General features: G+C 40.5%; 14 protein-coding genes. 5 read left to right on the top strand and 9 right to left on the bottom strand.

The window, feature by feature from the left end; all coding sequences use genetic code 11:
- Positions 1–41 precede the first annotated feature (41 nt).
- From pbp4 to QYB95_RS00570, 4 genes are all read right to left on the bottom strand, one after another.
- Positions 42–2039: a penicillin-binding protein PBP4(5) gene (gene pbp4 / locus QYB95_RS00585; RefSeq protein ID WP_301136129.1), complete on the bottom strand. Its 1998-nt coding sequence runs from the start codon at positions 2037–2039 to the stop codon at positions 42–44.
- A gap of 214 nt (positions 2040–2253) precedes the next feature.
- Complete coding sequence (locus QYB95_RS00580; RefSeq protein WP_301136128.1) at positions 2254–3450, bottom strand: aminotransferase-like domain-containing protein; 1197 nt, start codon at positions 3448–3450, stop codon at positions 2254–2256.
- Between the two features lie 553 nt (positions 3451–4003).
- Positions 4004–4666 carry a YdhK family protein gene (locus QYB95_RS00575; RefSeq protein ID WP_301136127.1) on the bottom strand — a complete coding sequence of 221 codons (663 nt, stop codon included), beginning with the start codon at positions 4664–4666 and terminating at the stop codon, positions 4004–4006.
- A gap of 136 nt (positions 4667–4802) precedes the next feature.
- Complete coding sequence (locus QYB95_RS00570; protein WP_301136126.1) at positions 4803–7247, bottom strand: heavy metal translocating P-type ATPase; 2445 nt, start codon at positions 7245–7247, stop codon at positions 4803–4805.
- A 302-nt stretch (positions 7248–7549) separates the two neighbouring features.
- Between QYB95_RS00570 and QYB95_RS00565 the strand changes: the two genes are divergently transcribed.
- Both QYB95_RS00565 and QYB95_RS00560 read left to right on the top strand, forming a co-directional pair.
- Entirely contained in the window at positions 7550–8020 is a 471-nt protein-coding gene (locus QYB95_RS00565; RefSeq protein ID WP_301136125.1) for a staygreen family protein, read from the top strand.
- Positions 8021–8125: 105 nt separating this feature from the next.
- Entirely contained in the window at positions 8126–8941 is an 816-nt protein-coding gene (locus QYB95_RS00560) for a ZIP family metal transporter (protein WP_301136124.1), read from the top strand.
- Between the two features lie 566 nt (positions 8942–9507).
- Here the strand turns inward: QYB95_RS00560 and QYB95_RS00555 are convergent.
- Both QYB95_RS00555 and QYB95_RS00550 read right to left on the bottom strand, forming a co-directional pair.
- Positions 9508–9780, bottom strand: coding sequence for a DUF1292 domain-containing protein (locus tag QYB95_RS00555; protein WP_301136123.1), 273 nt, complete (start codon positions 9778–9780; stop codon positions 9508–9510).
- 107 nt (positions 9781–9887) lie between these two features.
- Positions 9888–11342, bottom strand: a complete 1455-nt coding sequence (locus QYB95_RS00550; protein ID WP_301136122.1) for a protein adenylyltransferase SelO — start codon at positions 11340–11342, stop codon at positions 9888–9890.
- Between the two features lie 843 nt (positions 11343–12185).
- On the opposite strand from QYB95_RS00550, the gene QYB95_RS00545 reads away from it, so the two are divergent.
- On the top strand, positions 12186–13592 hold the full coding sequence (locus QYB95_RS00545) for an MATE family efflux transporter (RefSeq protein ID WP_301136121.1): 1407 nt from the start codon (positions 12186–12188) through the stop codon (positions 13590–13592).
- 45 nt (positions 13593–13637) lie between these two features.
- On the opposite strand, the gene QYB95_RS00540 is transcribed toward QYB95_RS00545, so the two are convergent.
- From QYB95_RS00540 to QYB95_RS00530, 3 genes are all read right to left on the bottom strand, one after another.
- A complete protein-coding gene (locus QYB95_RS00540; protein ID WP_301136120.1) occupies positions 13638–14180 on the bottom strand; it encodes an NADPH-dependent FMN reductase in 543 nt (180 codons plus the stop codon).
- 91 nt (positions 14181–14271) lie between these two features.
- Positions 14272–16110, bottom strand: coding sequence for a cation:proton antiporter (locus QYB95_RS00535; RefSeq protein WP_301136119.1), 1839 nt, complete (start codon positions 16108–16110; stop codon positions 14272–14274).
- Between the two features lie 158 nt (positions 16111–16268).
- The gene (locus QYB95_RS00530; RefSeq protein ID WP_301136118.1) at positions 16269–17081 is read right to left on the bottom strand and encodes an NAD-dependent epimerase/dehydratase family protein; all 813 of its coding nucleotides are present in this window, start codon (positions 17079–17081) and stop codon (positions 16269–16271) included.
- A gap of 152 nt (positions 17082–17233) precedes the next feature.
- Here QYB95_RS00530 and QYB95_RS00525 point away from each other — a divergent pair, with 152 nt between their 5' ends.
- Positions 17234–18283 (top strand): CMP-N-acetylneuraminic acid synthetase, encoded by a 1050-nt coding sequence (locus QYB95_RS00525; RefSeq protein ID WP_301136117.1) that lies wholly within the window; start codon positions 17234–17236, stop codon positions 18281–18283.
- 165 nt (positions 18284–18448) lie between these two features.
- Complete coding sequence (locus tag QYB95_RS00520) at positions 18449–18637, top strand: SE1832 family protein (RefSeq protein ID WP_137727547.1); 189 nt, start codon at positions 18449–18451, stop codon at positions 18635–18637.
- Positions 18638–18694 lie beyond the last annotated feature (57 nt).

Genomic DNA, 18694 nt, shown 5'->3' with positions numbered 1-18694 from the left:
TCTTTTTTTGGAAATCGCACGTTTTATTCCTAATGAACTTTCTACTGAGTCAACAGTTCAAGATACTGGATAACTGGTTTGATCAATTGCGTCGCTGTTTTCCCTGCTTTTCGATGGTCTTCAACAATCGATACAGCCATATAGCCCCCGTCATTTGCATCAAAAACAGTTATTAAGCTATTTTCAACTCCGCGCTCCCCTTGCGCTTTCTTTAATTCCGCTGTACCTGTTTTAGCTGCTATATTTCCTAGCCCGTTTAATTCATGCGCTGTCCCTTCAGGAGCAGTGACAACTTCTACCAACATTGGTCTAATTGTATCAATTGTTTCTTTTGCAAATACTTCTTTCGTTTTTGCCTCTGAACCGGCGATAAGATTTGGATACGTTAGTACACCATCATTTGCAAGCACCGAGTAGTTGGTCACCATGTGAATCGGTGACATTAACAGTTGCCCTTGCCCATAGGCCGTATCCGCCAACAAGATTTCGGAACCAAATGACTCTTCATTGGAAATTTGTGCAGGTTCCATCGTTAAAGGCAACTCATAGGATTCGCCAAAAGTAAGTTTATTCAACCCTTCACGGAAAGTCTCCTCGCCCATTTCCAATGCTTCCTGGGCGAAATAAATATTATCGGACTTCACTAATGCTGTTCTTAAATTCACACGGGCCGTTTCCGATACACGGGAAATCCTGTAGTTCCCCCATGACTCATCCTTTTGCCACTGCAATCCTGAAATTTGATGTGTTTCATCCACTGTTGTCACACCTGATTCAAGTCCTATGGAGGCTGTAATAGGCTTGAAGGTTGAACCTGGTGCATAACGGGTTGTAATTCTGCTAATGAAAGGCTTGTCTTCATCATTATTGTAGTCATCGTACTGGCTTTGGGAAATCCCTACAACGAATTGATTCGGGTTGTAGGATGGTTTACTTACGAGTGCAAGTAAATTTCCAGTTTTCGGCTCCATGACCACTGTGGACCCTGCAGCATCCCCTAGTGCATCAAAAGCAGTTTGCTGCAAATTCGCATCAATTGTCACTTCGATTGTTTGTCCATCCTGCTTTTCAATCTTTTGAATGGTTGCCCTCTTATCACCATTTGCCGTTTCAATGTAGATTTCCCCGCCATTTTGCCCGCGCAATTCCTTCTCGAATGCAAATTCAAGTCCTGTACGGCCAATTACATCTCCCGCTTGCAAAGTGGGATCCTTTTCAATATCTTCAGCATTGACTTCACCTACATATCCAGTGATGTGTGCTGCAGCCTCCCGCAATGGATATGCACGGGTATCCACCTGTTGATACTGAACTCCTTCAATTACTGGTGTGTCTGCTCCATAGGGCAAAGTTTTTAAAGGTACAAAATGTTCGTCCTGCACCCAGCTTTGTCCCAGTTGACCTTCAATAAAATCAACAGTTATCGCAAGCCTATTTGCTATATTGGCGAGTTTGTTTGTTCTTGTCTGCCCTTCACCTAGATTTTTTGGCACAACACCGGCTTGATAGGTGATTGTATTCAATGCTAAAGATGAATTATTCCGATCTACGATTTCCCCTCTAACTGCTTCGTCGACAGTATAGCGTATTTTATCATCCGAAAGCATACCAGGGAAGATTAACTCCGCCGTCCAATCAACCTTATAATCCTCGTCGCTTTCAATGAGCTTCGTTTTATAATGGATTTCGGATATTGTTCCTAAAACCGTATCAAATGTAGCAACGTATTCCAGGTTATCTTCTTCATCCATTTCATATTCAATCTCCATATTGGAAACACCAATACCACCAAAAATGGCTTTGTACTTTTCAACAATCGATTCCTTGGTGTAGCCTGCTTTTTCCAGTGAATCACTTGCAACAAGCTGCGGAATTTCTTCAAAGGACTGCGCTTTTAGCATTTCCACCCACTCTTTTGCAACCCGGTCCTTTTTTTCCTGGGTTTTGTTTTCATTCCACTGCTGGTAGCCGAAGACGGAACCGGCTGCTATCAGCAATATCGCGATTATCCCTACGATGAAAACCCATTTTTTCTTCATGTACACCACCCCTATTCAATCCCAATCTATAATTCAATAATTACCCTCAGTTTAGCATATAGGCCATTATTTTCAGATGAAAAATAAAAAAGAATTGAGTTTCTATTAGATTGACTCAATTCTTAAAATTAATAACTGTCTATTCAAATATCCACAATGATTATTAACTTCGCACATTCCCTTATATTACTTCTTTTTTGCGAAATTCGTATAGTTATACCATTTGCTTTTTGGCAGAAAGAGAATACAGTATCTTTCCTAATCGCTTAATGCCCTCTTCAATAATTTCAGGCGAAGAATTTGTATAGTTCAAACGTAAAGTATTTACATTTGTTTTATCCGTGTAGAATGGATCTCCGGGCACGAAGGCTACTTTTTCTTTCATTGCCTTGTCAAAGAAATCAAGAGCTGAAGTACCTTCTTCCAATGTTACCCAAATGAACATGCCTCCATCTGGTTTCGTATACTTTACAGATGATGGGAAGTACTTTGCCATTGCATTCAACATGGCATTAGCTTGTGTTTCATACAGGCTGATGATTTTCTGTACATGTGATTCTAGATCGTTGCTTGCCAAGTAATCATGGAGAATCATTTGTGAGAAAATATTCGTGTGTAAATCCGTCGCTTGTTTCACGGTATTGATATGGTGCATTAACTCTTTATTTTTGGTAACGAGATACCCTAAACGCATACCCGGTGTTACGATTTTTGAGAAAGACCCCAGCAATACGGAATTTTCCAGTCTACCCGCACCAATATAAGGTAACTTTTCGCCATTCCAGCGTAACTCACCGTAAGGATCATCTTCTATCAACACTACATCATATTTGTTTACCACTTCATAAATAGCTTCACGTTTCTCCTTAGAATAGGTAATGCCTGTAGGATTGTGGAAATTCGGAACCGTATAGATAAATTTAATGTTATCATTTGCAGCAAGTGTTTCTTCAAGCTGTTCTGCGTTTAAGCCATCCTCTTCTAATGCGACCGAATAGAATTGCGGTTCAGCTAAAGAAAATGCCTGGATCGCCCCTAGATATCCAGGCTCCTCCATGACGATGCCTTCCCCCTTATTCAGGAGCACTTGGGAAATAAGCTGTAATGCTTGTTGTGAGCCTGTTGTAATTAAGATATCTTCCGGATCAAATTGTAGTCCGAAATCTTTTTTATATTTGTCTGCAATATATTGGCGTAAAGGTAGGTAACCTTCTGTAGTCGAGTATTGGAATAATTTTGCCCCATTTTCTTCGATGGCATGATTAATCGAATTTTGCATTTCTTCAATTGGAAAAGAGATTGGGTTTGGTAGTCCTCCAGCAAACGAAATGACGTCAGGTGCATTCGTCACCTTCAAGATATTTCGGATAAACGATGATGGAGTTTTTAACATTTTATCAGAGTACTTCATAATAATTCCCTCTTTTTTACGATAGTCGCTGAACCGTTTAAATCAATTCACTAAAGGGTTAGATTTAAAATGAATCAGTGTTACATGATTTTATCAGACTATTTAAAAAATTTCAAAATAAATTTCAATCCATTTTTGTTAAATAGCTAAAATTCTTTACCCATAATGTAATAATTTGCTCGAACTCTTTCAGTTCCGCAGCCTAGTGATGGAAATATGCTAATTTTTGATTTTCACGGGTTTATCTATTTTTAACATGAGGATGTCAGCAAATCTTCTCGCTTATTTGAGCAAAAAAATAAGAGACCGGGACAGAAGAAAAAAATACCATTTCCCTCGAGTGGGAAAATGGTATTTTTCAATGTAGCTAAAATTGATTTCCGTTTCGTGTACGCGAATCCAGTGGCACGGCCTGAGCCTGTAGTCTCAGTCTTCGTGCTATTCCCGCAGGAGTCGACCCTACACTCCAATCAAATTATAAAGTAACAATTCTTGCAATAGTATTCCCTAATTTTTTTAAAAATTCTACTTGTGTCCCAGCCTCTATCATTCTTTATTGGGTATCTGAACCTGTATCTCCATCCCAATCACTATCATAATTGGACTCTTCTTCAGTTTGAAGTTCACTTTCTTTGAGCCATAAATGATTTGTCACTGTTTCGCCAAGGGAATTTGTATAATCTACTACGTAAACTGTTGTATCTTCCACTGTATCGACTGAACCTTCTGCACCCTGCATCCCATCTTGGTGCTCAATATTAATAATGACATCTGAGCCAACACCGATTTCTCCATCATCCACGCCCGAGATTTCTCCCTCTACAAACCATTTGTGATTTTCCTCAAAAGGGTCTCCATTTGTCGGCGTGTATGAAACAGAATAAACGGTTGTATCATATGCACCTTTAACCGTAGCCATAGCGCCTTCCATGCCATCTGTATGACTTGCATTTACAACGACCCTGCTTCCAACAGGAAACTTGGGATTCTCCGACTCCTTCAAACCTTCCGGCATAACACCTTCCGAGTGACCTGCATGTTCATTAGCAGGCTCGGTTTCCTCTTCATTCACTTGTTTGTCGGTCCCATTTAAGTTATTCGTAACATCCGCTCCTGCTTCGGTTGGTTCATCATTGTCAGAGTCGCCCCATCCACAAGCCGATAAAAGCAACACGGAAAGAAGTGTCATCGTGACTAATAGCAATTTACTATCCATTTTCATAATCCTCCTAGTTTTTCTTTCATTCAACTAGTTAAAGGATTGAACTTTCCTTAAGATTCTATTCATAAAAATGGTAAAAGTTTAGATGATGAACGTAACTGTGCAGGAATCCAGTCAAAAAAAGAGATGCTCATTGAACATCCCCCTTTTTTGCAAATTTATTATTCAATTCTACTCTTTGTAAACGTAATGCATTCAGCACGACTGATACGGAGCTAAATGCCATCGCAGCTCCAGCAAGCCACGGTGCGAGAAGCCCCGCCGCAGCAATCGGAATACCAAGAGTATTGTATCCAAACGCCCAGAATAGGTTTTGTTTGATATTCGCCATTGTTTTCTGGCTCATAATAATGGCATCGGCTATACTATTCAGATCGCCGCGAATCAATGTGATATCCGCTGCTTCCATGGCTATATCCGTGCCCGTTCCAATCGCCATCCCGATATTAGCCACTGCCAATGCTGGTGCATCATTTATACCATCCCCGACCATGGCAACCTTTCTGCCAAGCGCTTGCAACTTCTTCACTTCTTCTGCCTTCCCTTCAGGCAAAAGCTCTGGAATAACTCTTTGAATCCCTACCTGTTGTGCGATAGCCTTGGCAGTTCGCTCATTGTCACCAGTCATCATAATGACTTCAATTCCCATGGCATGCAGGCGTTCAATGGCTTGCCGTGAAGTATCCTTAATCGTATCGGCTACAGCGATTATGCCTGCATACTTACCATCAATACTGACAATCATGGCGGTTTTTCCTTCAGCCTCAAGTTTTTCCATAATAATTAATGCATTGGGTATTTTAATATGGTATTTTTCCATCAATTTACGCGTACCTACTAAGATTGCCCGTTGATTGACTGTTGCTTTTACGCCATATCCCGGTAATGCTTCAAAATCACGGACTTCGCGAAGCTTGATCCCTTGTTGCTCTATCCCTCTGATAATTGATTCTGCAAGTGGATGTTCTGATTGTTTTTCGGCTGAGCCTATAAAAGAAAGGAGCATCCGAACATTCATCCCATCGGCAACTACGACATCTGTTAAAACAGGTTGTCCATTTGTCACAGTTCCGGTTTTATCTACTACAACCGTATTGATGTGGTGGGTCTGTTCAAGGTGTTCCCCACCTTTAAAAAGAATACCCAATTCTGCCGCACGACCTGAGCCCGCCATAATAGATGTAGGCGTTGCCAGTCCCAGCGCACATGGACAGGCAATAACTAGAACAGCAATCAAACTTTCCAGTGCCGGCACAAATTCCCCTGGAGTGATGAAGACTAGCCAGACGATATACGTAATTATTGCCAGTGCGATGACAACAGGGACAAAAATATCCGAAATCTTATCGGTTAGACGTTGAATAGGTGCCTTGGAGCCTTGAGCCTCCTCAACAACTTTAATAATTTGAGAGAGTGCTGTATCTCGTCCCACTTTTGTCGCGCGGATGGTGATAAAACCATTTTTGTTCATTGTGGATCCGAACACTAAAGATCCAGTCTCCTTTTCAATAGGCAGACTCTCACCTGTCAACATCGACTCATCAACTACCGTATTGCCTTCCAGGACTTCCCCATCAACCGGAATTTTCTCTCCGGGCCTTATTAGAATCAGATCGCCGACAACCACTCCATCTATTAACAGTTCTTTTTCCAGTCCATTTCGAATAACCAATGCCGTTTTTGCCTGCAGTCCCATCAATTTTTTAATGGCTTCAGACGAGCGCCCTTTGGCTTTAGCCTCGAAAAGTTTGCCCAAAAGAATAAGTGTAATCAACACCGCACTTGTTTCAAAATAGAGATGCGGGTACTGAGGCTGCCCATTTGTAACAACGGCCTGATAAACACTGTAAAAGTAGGCAGCAGACGTACCCATTACGACTAGAACATCCATATTGGCGCTCTGGTCGCGTAACGCTTTATAGGCACTAATGTAAAATTGCCCGCCAATGATAAATTGAACAGGGGTTGCCAAGACCAGTTGCACCCATGGATTCATTAGAATTTCGGGTACATAAATAAAGGAAGTAAACGAAAAATGACCGACCATCGTCCATAAAAGTGGTAATGATAGAAGTGCTGAAAAAATAAATTTTCTTTGTTGTTTTTGTATCGCTTCTTCCCGATGATTGGACGCCGCCTGAGAGTCGTCTTTAATTTTTGCCCCGTACCCTAACTTTTCTACGCGGCTGATAATATCCGACATAGAGACACGGCTTGGATTAAACTCGACTGTTGCATTTTCGAGAGCTAGATTGACATTCGCTAGTGTAACACCGTCAATTTTACCTAGCCCTTTCTCGATACGAGCTGCACAGGCCGCACAGGTCATGCCGGTTATCGAGAATTCTTTTTTATCTTTAACTACACCATAGCCCAATGCTTCAATCTTTTTTTCGAATTCCTGTTCATTTACCTTTTGGGGATTAAATTTTATGATGGATTTTTCCAAGGCTAAATTGACATTCGCTTCTTCAACACCATCAAGCTTGTTCAAACCTTTCTCGATACGAGCTGCACAGGCGGCGCAGGTCATGCCGATTATTTGCAAGCTTGTTTCTTTTAGTGCATTCGTCACTATGTTTCACCTACCTACATATAACAATTAGGAGCATAAATTTAAGCAAAGCAATTGCTAACTACGGAGCGCAATCCTCTAATGCAGTTTATTGTTCTTCATCGCATCATTAAAAAGGTGTATATAAGGTTTGTCCATCGCATAAAAAACATTAATCCATTTACTATATGCATGATTTTTTAATAGAAGACCTTTTTTAGTCAAGTAACCTAATTTACTAACCTTCCAAGTATGTTGACCATATATTAGCTCGTAATATCAGATTTTGTTATTTGTTGAATGGATTTTTAGGAGGCGATATAATGACGGATTTCAATCCCCTGAAGTTAAAGGTGAGATTTATTTTACCGGCAAGTCCGATTGAACCTATTATGGGAAGAAAATATACGCTTACCCACTCAGATGATACAGGTCAACTTTTCTTGGACATAGGAATTGATTTTAATTATGAGGCAATTAATGAAGACCTACGTGATGAAGTGATTGCAGAATGGCAAAATGATTGGGAGTACCGCTTAATAGGCAGAGTATACGTAGACAGTGGTGAGCATACAGAGGAAGAAGCCAGTAAGCGATACAATGCATTTAAAAATCATATGAATGGCGCTTTGCAAGGCATGGTTTTTGGAGATCGTTCATTTTTATCAAATTACCCTTTGCTCCTGGATGCACCAATCTATATACTTTTTGAATCGACTTTTCCCCAATTCAGAAAGTCGTATTATTATGGTACTCCACAACAATATGTGAATCAGTTTCAATATCAGATTTGATAGATCATTACTTTTATAGTCTCCCATTGATTTTCCAGTTTATACAGCTTAGAATTTTCTCTAAGGAAACATTTAGTATGAAAGTATACAAAGGGGTAAGGGCCAATGATGGATTACATTTTAGAGCTTGATCCACTTCTTCAAGTAACACTTGCTACTTTATTTACTTGGGGAATGACGGCATTAGGTGCTGCTTTAGTATTTACAACCAAAACATTCAACCAAAAGTTTTTGGATAGTATGCTTGGCTTTGCTGGTGGTGTTATGATTGCCGCAAGCTTTTGGTCTCTATTATCCCCTGCTTTGGAGATGGCTGAAGGAGGAAGTCTGCCTGCTTGGGTGCCTGTAGCGGTTGGATTTTTGTTAGGTGGAGAATTTATTTACTTGATCGATAAGCTGCTTCCACACCTTCACCCAAACGCACCACTTAATAGTGCAGAAGGGCTTCATCCAAAAAAGCGAAAAAGAAGTACTCTGCTCGTACTTGCGATTACCTTGCATAATATCCCGGAAGGCTTGGCCATCGGTGTATCTTTTGGTGCCGTCGCCCTCGGTTCGCCTTCTGCTTCATTGGCTGGTGCCCTAGCTTTAGCAATCGGTATCGGGATACAAAATATTCCCGAAGGCGCTGCGGTGTCAATGCCTTTACTTCGGGATGGACTTTCTAGAAAAAAGAGCTTTCTCTTTGGCCAGTTTTCAGGAATGGTTGAGCCCATTTCCGCGATAATCGGATTTATGGCTGTGGCATTTATTGAACCGCTGTTGCCCCTGGCTTTAGCATTTGCGGCAGGTGCAATGATCTTCGTTGTAGCAGAGGAGGTTATCCCGAGCTCTCAAGAAGAAGGTAATAAAGACCTCGCCGTGATGAGCTTAATGATTGGCTTTACCCTAATGATGATCTTGGATGTAGCTTTAGGTTGATAGAATAAAGTGCTTGGAAACTTTTAAGGAGTTCCAAGCATTTTTTATTGAGACGATTACTCCTGATTAGGACGGTTTATATGTTTTTTTATTTTATGGCCTTTTGTAAGGGTCTTTTTAGGATAGTGGCAGAGGTCTCCAGAATATTGGACGCGTAAAAACAGTTTTAGTTACAACTGTTAGCTACTCGTTCGGAGGGAGTTTTATACCTTCACGAGCAAATTCCGATAATTACAAGCGGCTTTTACATCGTTGCGCGCGCTCTATATATATTTATGAGCGACTTTCCACTCTTTACGTACGAGTTTCACCTATTTACGTTGGGCTTCCCGATTTACTTGGGACTTTCTCATGTTTACGTGCGAGTTTTACCTCTTTACGTGCGACTTCCTCTTGTTTACGTGCAACTTCCCCATGTTTACGTGCGAGTTTTACCTCTTTACGTGCGACGTCCTCAAGTTTATGTGCCCTTCCCCTAGTTAAAGTATATTTTCAATCCCGTCAAATGCCTCGCCAACAAAAAAACGCCTCCAAAGTAAATTGGAGGCGCCGCTAACTATGTGTTTCTACTCTTCTTCTTCATCCATGATTTCGTCGAAGGCTGCTGATACTTTATCGAATTCTTCATCGCTTTCGATTGCGCTAAGGTCGCCTTCACCATCTACTTTCAAAAAGAACACATCGATATCTTCTTCTGTTTCTTCTTGAATTTCTTCTACAAAACCAACGGCTACGTATTCTGTTCCTTCGATATTGATTGAAGCAAGAACTTCGACTTCTAATTCCTCATCGTTCTCGTCCGTAATCGTAAAAATTTCTCCCACTTCGTGTTTTTCCATGAGCGTAGTCTCCTTTAATTTTCATGCTTGCGTATTTATTTGGGTTCCTGTAGGGGTGGTGAGCAATTCACTCCATCAAACAACCTTCCCTACACCCTATTATACCCTTAAGTTCCACAAAATGTCCGATATGGGCGTTGCGGCTTTTCTGGCAAAGTGCAATATTCCTCGAAATCGGATGAATAATCATATGGATCGGCGAGCGCTGCCAATAAGCGTTCCAACACACTCAAGTCACCGTCATTGACTGCTGCATCCAATGCCTCTTCTACGCGGTGATTACGTGGGATTACAGATGGATTACTATTTTTCATTAGCTCCATTGATTCTTCGGCGGATTGCGATTGTCTACCGCGTCTTTGTTCCCACTTTTGAAGCCATTCCTCAAACCCTTCCTTACCATGAAGCGGAGAATTTTCATGCAGGCCAATTGTTAACGCCCGGAATGTATTTGTATAGTCGGCTCGATTTCTCTCCATTAAGTTGAGCAGTTCATCCGCCAACTGTTTGTCTTGCTCTTCTTCATCAAACAGTCCTAACTTTGCCCTCATTCCATCTAGCCAATTCTTCTCGAATTGGGGCATATATTGAGAAATTTGACCTTGTGCTATTTCAATCGCTTTTTCCTCATCGTCATCCAATAAAGGAACAAGGCTTTCAGCAAATCGCGCTAAATTCCATAAACCCATTTTTGGCTGATTTACGTATGCGTAACGCCCCTGTGTATCTATGGAACTAAATACTGTTTCAGGGTTATAGGTATCCATAAATGCACATGGCCCGAAATCAATAGATTCACCACTAATGGCCATATTGTCCGTATTCATGACCCCGTGAATAAAGCCCACAAGCTGCCATTTGGCAATCAGCTCGGCTTGTTTTCGAATAACTTCCTGCAGTAAATATAAGTATTGGTTATCACTATTCGGAATATCTGTATAGTGACGAATGATTGTATAGCTCGCCAATGATTGAAGATCCTCATAAGAACCCCAATTTGCAACAAACTGGAATGTCCCCACACGAATATGACTGGAAGCAACACGTGTTAGAATTGCACCCGGAAGATGCGTTTCCCGAATAATTTTTTCTCCCGTGGAAACAACGGCCAGACTTCGAGTCGTGGGAATTCCTAATCCATGCATTGCCTCACTAATAATATATTCTCTTAGCATTGGTCCAAGGGCTGCCCGACCATCTCCACCACGGGAAAAAGGTGTTCTTCCTGCACCCTTTAACTGAATATCGAAACGTTCGTTCTCCGGGGTCATTTGTTCTCCATAAAGAACAGCTCGACCATCTCCAAGCATTGTGAAGTAACCGAACTGATGTCCAGCATAGGCTTGGGCCATTGGAAACGATCCTTCCGGCGCTTTATTACCCGCCAGGATTTGCACCCCTTCTTCACTTTGCAGTTCCTCGCTGCTTAAACCCAACTCTTTAGCAAGTTCTTCATTAAATAACACGATCTTCGGGTCACTCACAGGATGCAAGCCGACAATTGCATAAAAAGTGTCCGAAAGTCTGGCATAACTATTATCAAAATTCCATCCAAATCCCATAGTATCCTCTTCTCTTTTTTTATTGACTATTTTTAGCCTCAATTGTTGAATTATACTTTTCACAGTGCCCTAAGTTCTTTGTCTGTTTCGAAAAGCCTGTTATAAACAAAGCAAGTAGTACATGCTGCAGCTGTTACCATACCAGCAAGTCATAAACCGAGAGACCTCATAAAAGTATCTTTACCGGATAATACGGCTTAATGTTTACATACATATATACAAATAATACCGTTAATCCAAAATAAAAACTGCTCCCGACACTTGCCAGGATGATTCGCTCTCTACCGGAACCTTTCCAAGCTCATTTAAAATAGTCCATAACCATAAACTAAAGAACACCGCTAGTATCATCACCATGAAGTGAACATAAGGAATGAAGAACACCATCAGTCCATATAGAATTCCCAGGGTACTAAAAACAAAACCACATTCATCAGAAATCAGCAAAATAACATCTTTGTATCCTTTTCATTTTTTGAAGCTTCTGTACAATATATTATTTTCACTAATGTCACCAACTATAGATGAACGGAAGAAGAAAATGAAAAAAACTGTATGCATCCTAATAAGATCAAGATAATTAAAGTTAAAACCTCCCTATAACAAAAATATAAGGAATTCCTGCATCGGCTTCACTCAAACTCTTTCTGCTTCTTTTGTAATTACTTAAAAAAGAACCATTTTCCTACTATAAAACGGTTACATGAATTAAATAATAAATATATATTTTCTTTACCACTTTTGTGATAAGATATTGCTCGATGTTAGAAAAATACATTTCGGCCAAAATTAATCGAGCCGATGTTTTTCTGTGCAGAATTCTCAAAAGAAAGAGGTTAATGAATGAGTGAAACACTTAAAAAACCTGCTGAAAAACTCAGCTTGTTCCATTTAACTTGGCCAATTTTTTTAGAAGTTTTCTTATTTATGTTAATGGGGCTCGCCGATACCTTTATGTTAAGCGCCGTCTCAGATGACGCCGTTTCAGGTGTAGGTACAGCCAATCAATATATACATATAGCGATTCTCATACTGGAAGTAGTCGGAAATGGTGCGGCAATTGTTGTCTCCCAGTATCTTGGCTCACGTCGATATATTGAAGCAGCTAGAATTTCAGCATTAGCGGTTACTTTAAACCTATGCGTCGGACTTATCATGTCGGTCGTTTTTATTTTGTCATCAAACCATTTAATGATGATGATGAATCTACAAGGTGCAGTGCTAGAGCATGCACAAAGCTATTTAATCATCGTAGGTGGAGGAATCTTCCTTCAAGCAATCATTAATTCACTGGCAGCAATCATCCGCGTGCACGGGTGGACGAAGCAAACCATGTATGTTTCCCTAGGAATGAATATATTCCACGTAGCCGCGAACTATATTTTAATTTTCGGTAATTTTGGTGCACCGGAGCTTGGTGTGCAAGGTGCAGCGATTTCTTCCGTGGTCAGCCGTTTACTTGCAGTGTTCGTGTTCCTATGGCTGCTCTATCAAGCTTTGGAGATAAAAATAAAATTCGAGTACTATATCACCTTTTCAAAGGAATATGTGAAAAAAATCTTATCCATTGGAATTCCAAGTGCCCTGGAGCAGATTTTGTATCAGCTGTGTCAAATTATCTTCCTATATTATGTGACATATCTTGGTGCGGAGGCATTAGCCGCAAGACAATATGCAAATAATATTTCCATGTTTACGTATTTGTTTGCACTTGCCATCGGAATGGGGACTTCAATTATTACCGGCCGTTTGGTGGGGTCGGGAGAAAAAGATGCAGCGTATAAACAACTTTGGTTCAGTGTGAAAGCAGCACTTATTTTTACCTCTGTCGTCGCAGCCCTTGTAACACTATTCCGTGTACCATTAATGAGTCTGTTTACAGACAATCCAGTGGTTATTCAATTTGGTATTTCCGTGCTGTTATTAAGCATGCTATTGGAAACTGGACGCACAATCAACATTACAATCATTAACTCATTACGAGCTTCCGGTGATGCAAGATTCCCGGTAAAAATCGGGTTCTTGTCAATGCTTTGCATGAGTGTGCCATTAGGATATCTATTGGTTTTCGTTTTCGATCTAGGCTTAGTCGGGGTTTGGCTTGCAATTGCAGCTGATGAATGGACTAGAGCAATTATCATGCTGTTTAGATGGAAAAGTCGGAAATGGGAGCATCATGCACTTGTTTCTCCATCCTCGCCGGTGGAGGAAATTGAAATTGAGCTTAAAGAAACACCCGCACTTCCCTAAAAGCAAAATAAAAATGGATCTCCTGTAAATGGGAGATCCATTTTTTTAGTCTTTATGCGGCAATGTTTCACTTAATTTACAATATTGTAAGAAAACATAAGCGAGTTCACGTAGTCTTTCATGAATTGACTCATCTGTAATCATGTCGTTTTCATCAAAGTGCGATGAATGTGTATAGACGTAATTCGGTGTCACTAAGCAGCGGAAATAATCCAAGATCGGTCTTAGCTGATTTTCGACTACTAAATGATGTTGATATGTACCGCCATTGGCTACCATGGAAACCGGCTTATATCGCATAGCCTTTGGATCAATCATATCAAATGCATTTTTAAGCACTCCAGGAATCGATGCTTGATAAATGGGCGTCGAGATAATGTAACCGTCCGCTTCCTTGAATTTTTGAATCATCATCTGCATATCATCGTTCAGCGGACTTCCGTCTAAGATTTGATGCTTTAAATCAGCAAAATATAAGGTTTCAAGCTCTAACTCAGCATTATATTCTTTAATGTATTGTTCAATTTGCCGTAAAATCGCACCCGTTTTCTTTCCAAACACAGTGCCATCAACAAGTAATATTTTCATTTTTTTGTTTCCTCCACCTTTTTATTTCCAACCGTTATTTTAACAGATGCAGCACAAGTGGAATAGGGAACCGGTTTAGAATAATTAAAATTCAGTCTTTTGGCGGATTTTCGATGTTTGTCGCCCTCTCCATTGCCTTTTCCATCATCCGCGTTGGTGAAGTTAGGCTTACAATAGTTGTTCCCACATCTAATGAACGCTTTTTGGCGTTTGCTAAAAAAACTAGATTATTTTCACTATCCACGGCGAATAACGGAATTGTTTTATGATCATTATCGTTTATAAAATCACCCAGTGTATATTGATCGGTCAGTTGCGTTTTCCGAATCATATATCCCTCTTCAATCAGGCGATTTAAAGCATGTATATCATACTGCCCGTCAAAGAGAGTCTTTCCACCAATTGATTTACTATAGCCGCTCGGATCTGCCGAATGTCTCGGTGTCTGAAAAATATGTTCACGCCCCAACTCAGGGACGAAGTGTTGGCAAATCAATGCATTATAAGCATCATCCTCTGTTGCCGCTATTAATATTTCATATGGTGTCAAATCCACATGATACTCCGTTTTTTCACTTAAAATATCGCCCACCTCCGTTCTTAGGCCCAGTTGACGGGCTTGACTTAGAGAACCCCATAAGCGATCGATCATTAACACTGGTTTATTGAAACTTTGCAGAGCTTCCCCGAAGACTGCACTGAACAACCCCCCTCCAACAATCATTACACCAGCCTCATCGGTTGCTCGGAGGTTTAGTTTTCTTGCGAGCCAACTAATTGAAAAGCCATGTGCCAATACGGTTGCAAACACTAAGGCTAGGGTTAAGGCTGTAACGATATCTGCATCGGCGAAACCTTCCTCTCCTAAAACGCTTGCAAAAAATCCGGAAACGGTTAGTGCAACAATTCCCCTGGGCGCAACCCAGCCTATTAGAATGCGTTCCTGTTTTGTTAAATCCAATCCAATCGTTGCAAGCCAGATTGCTGCTGGACGTACAACAAAAAGCATCACTAAAACAAAGAACAGCATATTCCAGCTTAAAATATCCATTAAGGTGTCGGCGGATAAAGAAGCCGTCAGCATGATAAATACGCCGGAAATCAAAAGGACTGATATATTTTCTTTAAAATGCAATAAATCTCTCAAGCTTGTCAGGTGCATATTTGCCATGATGATTCCCATGGCCGTAACGGCAAGCAATCCCGTCTCATGCATAATCGTGTCCGTTAACACGAATACCAGAAGTACACTTACTAAAACAATGGGAGATTTCAGGAACTCGGGAATATATCCATGCTCCAATAATCGACCAAGCAGGAATCCTGCTCCTGCTCCAATGATGACAGAAAGAATGGAGGCACCAAAGAATAGCAGCAATGAACTACCGGTGATTGTATCATTCATCCATAACACCACTTGCAGGGCAAATAAGGCTACAAGAGCACCAAATGGGTCTACAACAATCCCTTCCCATTTTAAGATCGTCGCTGGTCTTTCCTTAAGTTTTGCCTGGCGCAATAGGGGCATAATCACGGTTGGACCAGTGACGATAAAGATCCCCCCGATGATAAATGCCACATCGAGCGAGATGCCCGCCAAATAGTGGGCTGCAAAGGACCCGGCAATCCATGCCAAAAAGGAACCGATTGTAGATACCCGGAAAATCGGCTTGCGCGAATCCTTTATTTCCCGAATATCCAAGCTCAAACTGCCTTCAAATAAAATAATCGCTACAGCTAGTGAAATAACTGGATTAAAGATTTCACCAAAGCTCTCTTTTGGATTCATCAATCCAAGAAACGGTCCAATAATCAATCCAGCAAGCGACATAACGACAATCGCTGGAAGCCTAAATCGCCAAGCAAGCCATTGTGACAAAATTCCAAGTGCGAGAATCGCCACTATTTGAAAGAGTAAGGAATCAAGCATTGTACTACCCCTTTATACAACTGATTAATTTTTCATATACCAAACATTGATAGTACTGTTCGTTGAAGTATTTGTTTTGTTGCGAAGATGAAAATAAAAAAAGCCCTTCCGCTAAATTAGTATTTGCGGAGGACGTTCTTTCATTCCATAATAACTATTTATTGTTTTGCTTGATTTTTCACTTGCAGCTCTTGAAGCTTCTCCCGGTTAAACACGACTTCTTCATCAATTGGTACTAGCTCCTCGTCTTTGAATTTATCCCAATTAAAAAGGGCATCTCGTGAAACCAGCTCATCTTCTTGTAATTCGGGCATTTTCATACTAGAGAGTTCGGCAGAATTATAAATAGTAACGGGTGATTTTTTCGCAGATAGTGCAATGATTTTCATAGCTAACGCTAGCTGTACAGCTTCAATGGAGCGGTACTTTTTCATTGGACCGATTAAAAGCGGGTTTATCACTTTTAATACCCATTCCCCCGCCTTCTCGCCAAACCGAAACTCGCTTCGTTCCCCTACCAATAAAGATGGCCTAACAATGGAGAATTGTGGCAGTTCCAAAGCAATCAACTCTTTTTCAAGTTTCCCTTTTACTCTATTGTAGTAGATTCGCGATTTCTCGTTGGCTCCCATAGCCGAAATGATAATGAAATGCATGATGCCGCACTTTTTGGCTAGAGATGCTATTTGCAGGGGATATTCTACATCTACCTTTTCAAAATTCGCGCGCGACCCCGCTTTTTTGATTGTCGTACCGAGACAACAAAAAACTTCGTGTGCAAACCCAATATCTTTTTCTTCCAATTGATTGAAAGAACGTATTTTCACAGTTAGCTTCGGGTGCTCGAATGCTATTTCTCTTCGAGCGATGACAGTGACGGAAACATATTCTTCACTTTCACACAGTAATTTCACCAGGTTCGAGCCTACTAAACCCGTTCCCCCAACGACAATAGCCGAGCGCATTTCCATATTTCTTTCACTTCCTATCATCTTTCTCTATGCCAGCGCATAAACTTGAAAATCTATGTTACCTCTTTGTAATGACTCTATTGTTAATTTTCACACATACTTTCTAATTTTTCACCATAATTTAATTAATAGTTGGGAAAGGATGGGATTTTATGCAGAATGAACTTAGTGTAACTTCTTTAAAAAAGAAAATCGCCTTTATCGTTGAGCATAGTGCAATTAAAGGATATTATCCACTTGAACGTGTAGCAATACTAGCAAGACTTTTAAAGGAAGAAGAGAGTGTCTATATTTTTTTAAAACAGGATGGACAAGAAGCCATCGAAATTTTCACGGATGAACAGCTTTCTCCTATCTTATTTGATCATTACACAGAGCTGAAAACGCAAATCCGAAATCTAGAACCAGATTTAATCATTCAGGATGGAAAAGATACATTAGTGGAACAAATTGAACAGCTAAGACCGTTCTGTAAGACCATTGTACATTTTGATGATTTTGGTGAAGGGGCCATTCTTGCGGACTGCAATATTGTTGCTCTTTTTGAAGAAGTCAGGGAGAATACTGCCCAGAATATTTTATCAGGCAGCTTTGCCTTTGCTGTAAGGGAATCTCTTAAGACGATTGCGAATGAACGAGTTTCAAATGAACTATCTAACCCGCCACATATTGTTGTTGCCTATGAGGATGGCGACGAAAACAATTTAACCTACCGAACTTTGCGTCATTTAACACAATTGCAAATTCCGTTACGCGTGACGGTTGCTATTGACCGGGAGTACAAGCACTCAGTGGAGGATTTGCAAATGATGGTTCTTAGCCGTCGCAATACAAAGATTTTAAAAGATGACCATGCTTTGGACAAACTCTTGCCTGAAGCCGATATGATCATTTGCAATGCGAACTACACCCCATATAAAGTGGCTGCAGTTGGTATTCCTTGCATTACAGCCGCACAAAATGAACGTGAGCTGAACAATGCTTTCCCTAGGGAGCATAATGGATTTATTCATCTCGGCTTAGGCCGCAAAATGAAACAATCCAATATTCAAAATGCCGTAATGGAAATGCTGCTGCATGAAGCAAGACGCGAAAGAGCTGTAAGGAAGCAATTTCAGCTTGAAATTCAAGATAACAACGATGTGATTAAATCACTTCTACTGGATTTCGCATATGAACGCCATAACATGGTGTCATTGTAAAACTTCTATGATGAAAGCACTTTGGACGAGTAGCCAAAGTGCTTTTATTTTGCAGGAATAGATTGATAGATTTTAGAAAAGCTGGTTTTTCATTATTAATGAAAAACTGCTCCTTCCTATGATACAATATTCTTAAGTACTTACAGAATAAGGAGCGTTGGAAACATGGCTACGAAATCAGAGCTTCAACAACAAATTGCAGAATTAAAAATGGATTATATCAATCTTCAAGGTGATATAGAAAAGCTTGAAAGTACAGGTCATGCCGATTCTGTTGCAAAAGCAGAAGAGCGCCTTTCCAACATGGAAAAACAACTTGCCCAACTGAACAAACAGCTCGCGGCGTTGTCGTAACCCGCGAGTTTTTTTGCGAATATGGATGATTATTTTTTTGTGTTCATATAAAAAACC

The organism is Ureibacillus aquaedulcis (assembly GCF_030418165.1).
In the GTDB taxonomy this organism is placed as follows: Bacteria; Bacillota; Bacilli; order Bacillales_A; family Planococcaceae; genus Ureibacillus; species Ureibacillus aquaedulcis.
This window is presented reverse-complemented; position numbering and strand designations above follow the sequence as displayed.